Raw genomic sequence first — 11715 nt, 5'->3', positions numbered from 1 at the left:
AAAAAGACACCCTAAGGGTGCCCTGGTTGATCCTGCGGATCGCTTATTTCCGTTAATTCACCGGGATATACATCTTCTGAACCTCCTGCACCCCGGGCTTAAACCCGAGATTATAGTACACAGATTCCGCATCATTTCCCTCCATTACATACAATCTCAGCAGCGGATAAGTCCCCTTCAGAGTGGTAAGGGCTCTTTGCAGCATACGTGTAGCCAGTCTTCTCCCACGATAGGCCGGATTAACGCCAATGCTATAGACTGCGGCCACATCATCCTGGAGACACAGCCGGCAATTGGCAATGAGCTGTCCCGTCGCCTTATCGAATACCAGCGTGGAGGCCTGTGTTAATTTCTCATTAGAGTAACTAGGATCAGTAGGCAGGAAATCTTTCATAACCGTTTGCTTCCGCCGGGTTGCATCCAAGCCCTCTCTAAAGCTCTCGAAGTCACAACGGGCAATCTCTTCTGTGAGAATAAACCGCTTGTCCCCGGCCTCATTCTCCTCTACTTCGGGACTTTCAATCCGCAGATCATCCTCCCAGTCCACTTGGAATAGTTCTGTAGGCCGCTGCATCCAGCGGCATCTGAATTCATCCGGCCAGAAGCCTGCCCGCGCGTATAGGTGAACCTGATCCGGCAGAACCTCATAGGTCCGTATCGGTTCCTTCCGGTCAGACCACTGAATCAACAACTTTTTAAGCTGCTTCAATATTCCGAATGAATCGTTAAACGGAGGGATTACAAAGAGATGGTAGATCACATTCGGTGACATCCGAACTCCGCCGATTCTACTCTCCCCCTTGTATATCCAAAAGGCATTCCTGCGCGGATTCGCATAGCTTTCCTCTCTAAAAAAACCGTTATACTCCATGTTATAATAGACGGAGCAATATACTCCCCACTCCTCGGGCTCTGCTCTCCGGATAGTCCATTCACCATTTAAATCGTAGGATATCGTATCTTCAGACCATTGCTTTACACTCATCGTGCACTCCTCCTTATACCTCCAGCCATCCGGCTGCACTCACATAGACCTTCCTTTTGATCTTAACAAGGCCACGTGCCCATTCAAATATAGGAAACTGCTATAAAAAGACTTTACTGTTTGTTTTTTTCTCAAATATAGGGTATATTGTCAGACCGCAACTGTCTTATAATGGAATTGGGCGGGATTCTTCGGTCATTTATGAACGCGCGTTCATAGCCCTGCCTGTCATCTATTATGAGGAGGAATGGTTATGCAATACGGTCATTTTGACGACAAGAACAAAGAGTACCTGATTACGAAGCCGAATACGCCTGCTCCTTGGGCCAACTATCTCGGTTCGCCGGAATACGGTGCGATTATCTCAGGTAACGCCGGGGGCTACAGCTTCGTGAAATCCGGGGCCAACGGACGGCATATCCGCTATCACTTCAACTCCAAGGACGAGCCTGGGCGCTACATTTATGTCAAAGACCTGGAGAACGGGGATTATTGGTCCGGCTCCTGGCAGCCGGTAGGCAAGGATCTGGAGCAATACAAGTCCGTCTGCCATCATGGAACCGGTTACACGAACATCGTCTCAGATTATGACAACATTCATACCGAGTCCTTATACTACGTACCGCTGAACAAGACCTATGAAGTATGGCGCATGAAGATCCGCAATGACGGCACTGCGGCTCGCAAGCTGGCCCTCTTCGGCTTCGCCGAATTCACCAATGACAACAACTATGAGCAAGATACCGTGAACCTGCAATACACGTTGTTTATTTCCCGGACCTACTTCAAGCACGATAAAATTCTTCAAGTCATCAATGAAAACATCGCGGGAGAGCAAACCTGGAGATTCTTCGGTGCGGCCGGAGCAGAGGTGGCCGGTTATGACGGGGACCGCGATACGTTCCTTGGAGATTACCGCAGCTACGGGAATCCGCTCTCCGTGGAGAACGGTCAATGCTCCAATTCGCTGAACTATAATACCAATGCCTGCGGTGCCCTGCAGCTCAATGTGGAGCTGCAGCCGGGAGAAGAGAAGGAAGTCGCCTTCCTGCTGGGACAATATGATGAAGAGGGAGCCTCCGGCATTCTTAGCCACTACCAGGATTTGTCCGTGGTAGACCGGGAGCTTGAAGAGCTGAAGACCTTCTGGCACAGCAAGCTTAACCGCTTCCAGGTGCAGACCCCAAGCAGCAATCTGAACCATATGATCAACACGTGGAATGCTTACCAGTGCTTCATTACCTTCATCTGGTCGCGTGCTGCCTCCTTCCAGTACTCCGGCCTGCGCAACGGGCTCGGCTACCGGGATACGGTGCAGGACATCCAGGGCATTATCCATCTGGACCATGAGATGGCTCTTGAACGCCTGCGGCTGATGATCTCTGCCCAGGTATCCAACGGCGGCGGGCTGCCGTTGGTGAAATTCGACCATAATCCGGGTCATGAAGGAACACCGGACGACCCTGAATATGTACGGGAGACGGGACATCCCCACTACCGGGCCGACGATGCCCTGTGGCTGTTCCCGACGGTTATCAAGTACCTGAATGAGAGCGGGAACTGGGACTTCACGGATGAGGTCATTCCTTATTCAGATCAAGGCGAAGCAACGGTGTATGAGCATCTGCGGCAGGCGCTTCAATTCAGTCTCGACCGGATGGGTGCCCACGGCATGCCGGTTGGACTTCATGCCGACTGGAACGATTGCCTGCGGCTCGGCGCCAAGGGTGAATCACTGTTCGTGGCCTTCCAGCTGTACATGGGCTTCAAGGTTTTCATGGGCATCGCGGAGAACAAGAACAAGCCGGAGGATGCCGCATGGGCGCAAGGTCTGCTGGAGGAGCTGGACGGTAATATCCAGAAGTATGCCTGGGAGAACGACCAGTTCGTCCGCGGCTTCACCGAGGACAACTATACCATCGGCTCGTGGGAGAACGATGAGGGCCGGATCTGGCTCAATCCGCAGAGCTGGTCGGTGCTCAGCGGCGCGGCCCGCCCGGAACAGGCCAAACTCGCCATGGACAAGGTCTATGACAATCTGCGGACCGATTACGGCACGATGCTGTTCTACCCGCCATTCCGCAAATACGGCTTGCCGGTAGCACTCATGGCGCTGTTCAACGCTTCGACCAAGGAGAACGGCGGCATCTTCAGTCAACCGCAGGGCTGGCTCATTCTGGCAGAGACGATGATCGGCAATGGTGAACGCGCGTTCGAGTACTTCCTGAACTGCAGTCCGGCCACCATGAACGACAATGCGGAGGTCCGCAAGCTGGAGCCTTACGTCCACGGCCAATTCGTGGAGTCCAAGGACAGCCCGTATCAGGGCCGGGCCCATGTCCACTGGCTGACCGGCACGGCCTCCACCGTCATGGTCTCACTGGCAGAGGGCATTATGGGCGTTCAGCCGCAGAAGGACGGCCTCCGTCTGGACCCGTGTGTCCCTTCGGACTGGACCGACTTCTCCATGGTGCGCGAATTCCGCGGGAAGAAGCTGAACATCCAGGTAGAGAACAAGCACGGCGTCCAGAAGGGCGTCTCCCGCATCGTCATCAACGGCGAGGAGATCGAAGGCAATCTGATTCCTGTGTCCCGGATGGCGGCAGAGAACGATGTACTGGTTGTGATGGGCTAGCTTCAAGCAGGTCCAAGGAACGGCATAGTGTATATACGAAGAAGGAGAGCTGACCCGGCGGGTGCTCTCCTTCTTTTCATATCATGCTACTTCAAAATCTTATTCAATTCCTCCGCCGACTTCCTGCTGTTCGCTCTGGCATAGAAGTAGAACGCCACCGTATGCAGAATCACGGATAACAGCAGCATTCCTGGCCACCAGGCGCTGATAATCCCGAACATTTCGACAGAGAACAGCCATACCATGCCCATTCCGCCGGCAATACTGAGAAGCGAACCGATCAGAATATTCCACAGCGGCTTCAGCGTAAAGTGATTCCACAGCACATTATACATCACCCCGAAGACTACGGCAGCGATAGCGGCGATACCCGCCAGACGCCACAGATACAACATCTCCACCGGCTGATCCCTGAAGAACACCGTTAACAGCAGCGTGACCCAGAGCGACGTAAGGGTAAATACCTGAAAGAATCCTTGCTTGATCTGATTAGCCATGATAATTCCTCCTAAAATCATTGATATAGTAACGGCTAACAGTGTAGGAATTATTATCTGTCAGCAGGACTTCCACCCGTGCATTGGCGGTTGCCGAGAATTCTTTGATGTAACGGGTATTGATAATAGTCTGGTTATTGATCTTGATGAACCCGGGCGTATCCAGCGCTTCCATCGCGAACTTCAGCCTCGTGTTCAGCAGGTACATCTCTCCGGTAATGAGCCGCACACTGCACATCCGGCCCTCCGCCTCTATGACTGCAACCTTGCCCGCTTCCAGAGTGACCTGGCGGTTATTGCTGGCATTGATGACTGTGATCCGCTTCTCTGCCGCCTGAATCGCTGTCTCAAGATTCTTCCATTGCACCTGTTCCGCCGGATGCGTAACGACCTTGGCCGATCCCCGATCCATACCTGGGTCTGCTTCAAATCTAATCTCCAACTGTCACTGCCTCCTCTCAACACCCATATTATTATCCTAAAAGCATCTTGACTATCAATCTGCGTTTTCTTGCAGAAATCCGGCGTTTTGTTTCATCAGAGCGCTGCCGACAGCCAGCCGGACGCACGAACAAGACTGCCGGGAGCTTCCCGGCAGCCTGCCTGACTATCTTTTATAACCTCGGATCGATCTCCTTCTCCTTCGTCACCTCGAACAACAGGTTCGCGGCAATCTGCTTGTAGGTGCTGTTGTCAGCCGAAATCTCCTCCAGCTTAATCTCCAGCAGCTGCTTACCCAACCGGTACTCGGCAAGAGACGTCCGCAGCTTGGGCACGATGTTCTTCTGCTTCATCAGCTTGGAATACTTGTGCGGGAATCTGTAGTCGTAGCCGTAAATAATGGACAGGTACCCCGGATTGCGGACCTTCAGGTAAGGGACCACTCCCGGTTGCTCTTGCTCCGGCTTGATGACGATGCCTTCCATCTGCTGCTCTACGGTAATTGTGGCGAAGAACGCCTCTGCGCTGCGGTACGCTTCCGGGTCCTTCAGATCCAGCACCAGAATCTCATCATCATTCAGGAAGCGGTATTGCTCCGAGGTCGCCCCTTCAGGCACCCGTTCCTCCCCACTCTCCAGCACTTCCTTCAAGATGGCAAACGGCTTATAGTCCAGCTCCGCATCCCCGGCATACAGCTCCAGCTGCTGCTTATACACCCGGTAAGCTTCATCCCGCTGGTCAAGCCCCACGTAAGAGTCCCGGATGCTGCGGACATGCTTATACGTCTGGTATACATGAGCTCCGTAGCTGGTGTTAAGCGCTTCTTTGGTCAGATGATGCTGGTCCTGCTCGAACCCGCTGGCTTCATATTCCCGGATCAGCTCACCGAGCGATTCCTCGAACCCGTGCTCCCTCAGGAACGCAAGCTCGCTCTCCAGTGCCCGCCCAATCGGCTGGAACTGGCGTTCAATCAGCCCTTCCCCTAGCGCCTTCCAAGGCAAAAGCTCCCCGTCCAGCAGCAGCACACGGATGCCTTGCTCCGCCATATACGTTCCGAACCGCTCCAGCAGCCCTTCGTAAACCGGCGTCAGATCGACAGCTTTGACCTTATAACCGTTGCGGCTAACCGCATAGCAATGCTCTACGTCCCGGTACAGATACACCGTGCAGCGCGATCCCATGTACTTGGGCTGAAGGACCACCTCGTACACCCCGCGTCCGGCAAAATAATCCAATCCCTTGCGCAGCGACTCCAGCTCGCCCGTTGCTTCGTCTTTATCCGCCGGCGACATCGTCCCGGAGATGAAGTTGACCTTATTCTGCGAGGAATAGTGCAGTCTTCGCATGGACTCCGTATCCAGCTCCTGCAGGGAGACCTTGTGCTCCTCGCGGAAGAGAACCGGCAACTCCTCCTGTAATAGAGGCTGCTGGGATTTATGGCTTTTGTAGAACGGCTTGAACGTAATATGGACAGAAGTCAGCCCGTTCCCATGCACCGCTCCTGTGTCGAGATGAAGCTTGTTCTTAATGCGGAACGTCTGTTTGGCAGCAATATGTCCGAACAGATGGAACGGATGGTTCCCCTCCGCCTCCTCCTTCAGGAAGCCGAGCTGCTGCTCGTACGCAGACTCACGGTCCAGCCGGAAGTTGCGCTGATGGCGCAGCGAATTCGTATCCAGCTTCCCGACATACTTATTGCGGCAAGGGGCATGAGTCACATAGAAGGAAGGCCCCCGATTCCCGATATAGCGGTAAAACGGCTTCGCACTCTCCACCAGCACGGAGAATTGACGGAACAGCTCCTCATCTTCCTGTAATACCTGAGTGGAATCGAAATAGGTTCTCAGCAGCTCCGGCTCAGTCCCCTTGATCTCCCCCCGCAGGTACTTGTAAACGAAATTCTCATGGTTACCCATTACGAACAAGAAATGCTCCTGATTGCTATACAAGAACCGGGTGATCTCCCGGGTCTGCTTGCCCTTATCGATCCAGTCGCCCGCCAGGATGATCCGTGTATTCTTCAGCTTATCCGTAGCGCTTAGCTTCCCTTCTTCAATCCGGTAGCCGTAGCTGCGCAGCAGCCCTTGCAGCTCTTGAACACACTCGTGTACGTCCCCGACCACAATGTATTCCTGCTCCTGTGGAAGCACCGCAGCGGCATACGCCTCCCAGTCCTGAATGTACACCCGGTACTCCGGGTTCGGCCGCTTTTCCCCCGTACCTTCTGTACCTTCAACACCTTCCAGCAGAAAATCCTTCGCCCGCACCTTATGAATGCTATGGTAGCCCTCGCGGGACAGCACCGGCAGCACTTCCCGGCGCAGCCGGTTCAGGTGACCCGATATCAGCTTCTTCGAGCGCTCCGAGGCATAATAATCCTCCCGTTTGCGGTAATCGAACAGAATGACCTCCAGATTATACTGGTTCTCCTGAGCAATCGCCCGCACCTTACTGCGGTAATCCTCCGCGAGACCAATCGTATCCATAATGACAAACTCTGCATTAATCGGCCAGGAGGTGACCCGCTTCAGCCGCTCGAACAACAGCGCGAACGTATGCGAGCTGGCCTCCAGCATAACCTGGTCGTATTTATCGTAGTCATAGCCCAAGAGCTCCTGACGGATCAGGTCCGAGGAGAGGTACTGCACATTCGTGCGCAGACCTGTAGTGCTGTCCTCAAGCCTGAGCTGCGGGATCAGAACTTTTTTGGCAAAAGTAGACTTCCCGCACTCCGTCGCTCCCACCAGCATGAATATCGTGTGTACCTTCGTCTGAATGTCCATGGTCTAACCCTCCTGTCTGCGCACAATCGCGCTCTGTGTGGTACGAATGTCGCCTACCCGGTCACCCACGAGCGAGAACTCGGCTTCTACGCCCAGCCCTTGAAGTGTGGCAGTCAGCCACTCTTCGAACGCCGCCTGACCCTTTTCCCACTTGTGATCCTCATGCCGGAAGCCCTCCAGCTGATAGTAAGGATTGAAATCCGCATTCGGCGTAGTCACAATCAGCTGCCCGAAATCAACATGGCGGATGATCTGCCGGATCAGCGCAGCCGCTTCCGTCTCGCTCATATGCTCCACAACCTCAGTCAGTATGATATCCACCTGCTCTCCGTTGTACAGCTCCAGGAAATGCTCCAGCGAGCGGAAGGTGACGATGTTATCGAGCTCCTTGGCCTTTGCCTTCCGGTTCACGACCTCCAGCAGCTCCTCGTTGATGTCCACCGCATAATAAGCGCCTTCAATCTTCCCGGCATACGGAATGGCGTAGAAGCCTTCCCCGCAGCCGATATCCAGAATAGGCTTATCGAACGGAAGCACACCTGAGATGAACGTCCGCCGCTGCATCGCCGTACTGCCATATTCCAGACCGATCGGATACAGCTCCGTTTGCTCGACCGCCGCCTTGTACCGCTTGAACTGCTCCCGGGTCTTCAGGAGATTCCGGGCGAACAGGCTGCGGATATAGAAAGGGGCGTCCATCACGTTCAGACTGCGGATATATTTGTCCAGAATCCGTTCTGAAATATCGATATATTCATCTCCGAAGATCGATAAGAATAAGGACAGCACACTGACCACATGCAGGAGGTGGTATAAGCTTTTATGCGTAGTAATGGTCAGGGAATAGCTCTTATGCGCCTGATGCTCCAGGGTGAACGAATAATCCTTCAGATGCTGCTTGAAGAACCGGATGTAATGCAACCGCTCGACATGAATCATCTGAACGGTAAAAGAGTGCTCATACCCCTCCGCATCCCGCTCATCCCGCGCCTTGAACGGGGTAGAGAAGAACTCATTCACCGCATTCAGCGGGAATAACGGGGTGTTGTAACGGGAGACATTGAGGTACTCGAAGCTCTCACCCTCGTTCTTTTTATAGGAGACCTCATTGTCAGCATCCTTGAAATACACATTATAAGTAGCCTCATCCGAATACCAGCCGTAGGCGATACCCTGGCGGACCGGGCGCAGCTGCATGCCGCTCTGCGGATTCTTGCGGATGATGAAGCTCATCTGCGGGTTCGTTGATCTCAGTTGTACAATAGCCATGATTGTGTTCCTCCTCTACAAATTCAACCCCCATACTTCCTGCAAGGCCTCCCGGAACAGAGCATCAAGCTCCCGGTCCCGATTGTCCGTCTTGGCACTGAGGTATGCCGCCGCTGTCTTCTCCAGCCCTTGCAGCTGCTCCTCCAGATACTCGTTAATCACACTCAGCCGCGGCTCCAGGTCCAGCTCCTCACCCGACTTTTTCCGGGCCAGCAAATGCTGCACGACCTGCCATAGCTCCCCATCCTGCGGGATCAGCCGGTCTACCAGCACATCGAATGCCATCGGCGGCATCTCTCCGTACCGGTGAATCCACTCACAGGCCAGCACCGGGCGCAGCACATAGAAGTACTTCTTGATCTTCACCTGCTCACCCTGGAGGTAATCCCGGTAGTTGCCTTTGGCCATATTCAGGTAATGGTACATACAGGCTTTCGGCGAAAAGGTATACGGTGAAATCCCCCTAAGCTGCTCCGCCACACTGAACTTCTCAGCATACTGGATCGGGGATTGCAGCCACTCCAGCAGCGGCGGGTTGGATTTGTGGAACAGCTTCAGCGCTTTGCGCAGATCCCAGCCGCTAAAATCCAGCATATTGTTAATAGGACGCTCTATGACATCTCGTGCATCCCATATGGATAAATACCACTCCGGCCGATGCACATAGATGAACCGCACATCGTAATCACTGTCCTGTGAGGGGAACCCCCACGCCCGGCTGCCCGATTCACAGGCATAGAGGATCGTCACTTGCTCCTCTTGTTCAATCTGCTTCAATTGCTCATGGATGAGCGTATTGATAGAATTCATGCCATCCCTCCGTTCCAAGTCGGTTTCGCTGGCCTTATCTTCCCTCATTTTGCCAAGGAGGAACAGGGTGAAAGTATGGCGGCAGACAAAAATCTTCCATTTCATGCAACTCTGGTGCTTAATAGAGGTATTAACTATTACAACTCATGAATGCGCTACAGGCTGGAGGTATACATATGGCCAAGGAAAGCTTCGATAAAGAAATACAGTTTCTCCGTATGCTGTCACTAGCCGGGGGAGCTTACAGCAGGCAGCAATTCGCCGAGCGGCTCGGCATTTCCGTACATACCTATGACAAAACGCTGCGCAATCTCAAGGAGATGGTGACCGTCCTGCAGCAGGATCTGACCGCAGAACAAGGCACCGAGCTATCTGAATGGCTCCGCTACAATTACTATGAATCGGCCGATCCGCTGCTCCTGTTCCTGTTCCGGGCGAAATCGCTGAAGGAGACGGAGAGTATCCGGCTGACGCTGCTGTTAACCGCACTTCAGAGCGAGGAACTGACGGCCAAGGAACTGCATGACGGCTGTTGTGACCAGATGCCCGCCGATTCGCCGCTGCCGGACGAGAAGACCATCCGGGGAGACCTGAAATACCTGGAGGAGGTCGGCGTGATTGTAAGAGTGAATGAGAAGCGTCCCTACCGGTACAAGGCAGCCAACGAACTGCTGGACCAGCTTACGGATGACGAGCTGCTCGACCTGTTCGATTATGTAGATGTCATTGCCAATACGCAGATTCCGTCTGTCCAGGGTTACCTCCTGCGTGACACCTTGAAGAAGGCACTGCGGATAAGGGACATTCTCCCCGAAGCCACGGAGACCCACCGGTACAAATACCATTACCATTCACGGATTCTGGATGAGGCTCATCTCTATACGATCCACGGGGCGATCCAGCAGCGGCGGAGAATCAAATTCCTCTATCTGTCGCCCAAAAAAGGCATGAACTACACCTCCCAGAACACCAATCCCCTCTTCGAGCGGGAATCGGCAGGGATTACGGACAGTCTGCTTCCGCTGCGTGTCGTCTACGATCATCAGTATGGGCGCTGGTATCTGATCGGCTATCACAGCCGGACCGGGATTAAGAAATTACGGATGGACGGCCTGACCCAGATTGAAGAGGGCGAGTCTGTAGAAGAAGAGGAGTTTGCGCAGAGACTTCAGCAATTAGAGGCTCTGTTGGAGTATAGCTGGGTAACAGATACCAACCGTGCGGTGAAGGTCGCCGTCAGATTCTATAACCCCAGCCGGTCCGGCGCCAACTTCATCCGGGAGCGGGTCGAGGCGCAGGGGCAGTGGGGAACCATTACGGAGGAGTCCGATACGACCTTCCTGTACGAGATTACTGTGAACGAGATCTTTGAGATCAAGCCGTGGCTGCGGAGCTTCGGCTCTAGCTGCGAGATTCTGGAGCCCCGCTGGCTGCGCAAGCAGTTCATAGAGGAATGGAAGGAGATTAAGAGCTACTATGAATCCCTTTGAGAAAATATTCAACTTCCAGATCATCTCCCGCCTGGAAGAGGCCGGCTCCCTGGCGCTAACCTCACAGGAGCGTTCCTGGCTGAAGACGATGCTGGGGCATCCGGCGGCGGCTGAAGCTTTTTCAACAGAAACCTTACGTAAACTGAACTCCCTGCTGGAGCCTGAAGCTTCTATTGAAGTAGGAGAGATCATCATCGAGAAGGCCCGCAGCAAGGAGCGCCAGGTCTATCATCCGCTGCTCCGCCCCCTGCGCCGCATCATCATGCAGAATCAGGGAATTCAGCTCACGTATGCGATCAAGCATGGCGGGGAACGGACCGACCCATCCGGCTTCCCCCACAAGCTGGAGTACAATATGTATAAGCGGGAGTGGTACTTACAGTGGTACAGCAACCGGCAGCGCTCACTCATGTCCACGAAGCTGCGGAACATTGTGTCTGCCGATCCCGCCCCCATCCCCGCCCACCGTATAGAAGGCCTCAAGGCCCGGATCTCACGTCTTCTAGACGGTCTGAGAGAATCCACCTGTATTCAGGTCATCCCTGTCTACAATGCCGAGCTGTCGCGGATCTTGTCCACGTTCTCCTGCTTCGATAAGTCCGTGGCCTTCGATGAAGCAACCGGGATCTACCGCATCACCGTCCACTACATGAGAGACGACAGCGAGTTCCTGCTCTCCCGCATCCGCTTCCTGGGTCTGCGCGTGAAGATCACTGAGGGCGAGCAGCTGAAGCAGCGTATGCTGAAGTCAGCGGAGATGGCGGTGGGAAGGTATGGGGAGATGGAAGAGTGAGGTCTTTCGATA

General features: G+C 54.0%; 9 protein-coding genes. 3 read left to right on the top strand and 6 right to left on the bottom strand.

The genetic code is table 11. The annotated features are described in order from the left end of the window. Nucleotides 1–52: 52 nt before the first annotated feature. A complete protein-coding gene (locus C173_RS15960) occupies nucleotides 53–985 on the bottom strand; it encodes a GNAT family N-acetyltransferase (protein WP_036726325.1) in 933 nt (310 codons plus the stop codon). Between the two features lie 253 nt (nucleotides 986–1238). Here C173_RS15960 and C173_RS15955 point away from each other — a divergent pair, with 253 nt between their 5' ends. After that, the gene (locus C173_RS15955) at nucleotides 1239–3620 is read left to right on the top strand and encodes a GH36-type glycosyl hydrolase domain-containing protein (protein ID WP_036726324.1); all 2382 of its coding nucleotides are present in this window, start codon (nucleotides 1239–1241) and stop codon (nucleotides 3618–3620) included. A gap of 86 nt (nucleotides 3621–3706) precedes the next feature. On the opposite strand, the gene C173_RS15950 is transcribed toward C173_RS15955, so the two are convergent. The 5 genes from C173_RS15950 to C173_RS15930 form a co-directional block, all read right to left on the bottom strand. Then, nucleotides 3707–4117, bottom strand: coding sequence for a hypothetical protein (locus C173_RS15950; protein ID WP_036726322.1), 411 nt, complete (start codon nucleotides 4115–4117; stop codon nucleotides 3707–3709). Beyond that, nucleotides 4110–4559 carry a LytTR family DNA-binding domain-containing protein gene (locus C173_RS32895; protein ID WP_051478089.1) on the bottom strand — a complete coding sequence of 150 codons (450 nt, stop codon included), beginning with the start codon at nucleotides 4557–4559 and terminating at the stop codon, nucleotides 4110–4112. The genes C173_RS15950 and C173_RS32895 overlap by 8 nt, the downstream gene beginning before the upstream one ends. A 172-nt stretch (nucleotides 4560–4731) precedes the next feature. Further along, nucleotides 4732–7341 carry a metallophosphoesterase gene (locus C173_RS15940; RefSeq protein WP_036726321.1) on the bottom strand — a complete coding sequence of 870 codons (2610 nt, stop codon included), beginning with the start codon at nucleotides 7339–7341 and terminating at the stop codon, nucleotides 4732–4734. Between the two features lie 3 nt (nucleotides 7342–7344). Then, a complete protein-coding gene (locus tag C173_RS15935; RefSeq protein WP_036726319.1) occupies nucleotides 7345–8610 on the bottom strand; it encodes a class I SAM-dependent methyltransferase in 1266 nt (421 codons plus the stop codon). A 15-nt stretch (nucleotides 8611–8625) separates the two neighbouring features. Further along, complete coding sequence (locus C173_RS15930) at nucleotides 8626–9420, bottom strand: nucleotidyltransferase domain-containing protein (protein ID WP_036726318.1); 795 nt, start codon at nucleotides 9418–9420, stop codon at nucleotides 8626–8628. Between the two features lie 176 nt (nucleotides 9421–9596). Between C173_RS15930 and C173_RS15925 the strand changes: the two genes are divergently transcribed. Together C173_RS15925 and C173_RS15920 are read left to right on the top strand one after the other, a co-directional pair. Beyond that, nucleotides 9597–10910 carry a helix-turn-helix transcriptional regulator gene (locus C173_RS15925; protein WP_036726316.1) on the top strand — a complete coding sequence of 438 codons (1314 nt, stop codon included), beginning with the start codon at nucleotides 9597–9599 and terminating at the stop codon, nucleotides 10908–10910. Beyond that, nucleotides 10897–11703, top strand: a complete 807-nt coding sequence (locus C173_RS15920; protein WP_036726314.1) for a WYL domain-containing protein — start codon at nucleotides 10897–10899, stop codon at nucleotides 11701–11703. Before C173_RS15925 ends, C173_RS15920 begins: the two co-directional genes overlap by 14 nt. Nucleotides 11704–11715 lie beyond the last annotated feature (12 nt).

It is taken from the genome of Paenibacillus sp. FSL R7-277, assembly GCF_000517965.1.
In the GTDB taxonomy this organism is placed as follows: domain Bacteria; phylum Bacillota; class Bacilli; order Paenibacillales; family Paenibacillaceae; genus Paenibacillus_AQ; species Paenibacillus_AQ silagei.
This window is presented reverse-complemented; position numbering and strand designations above follow the sequence as displayed.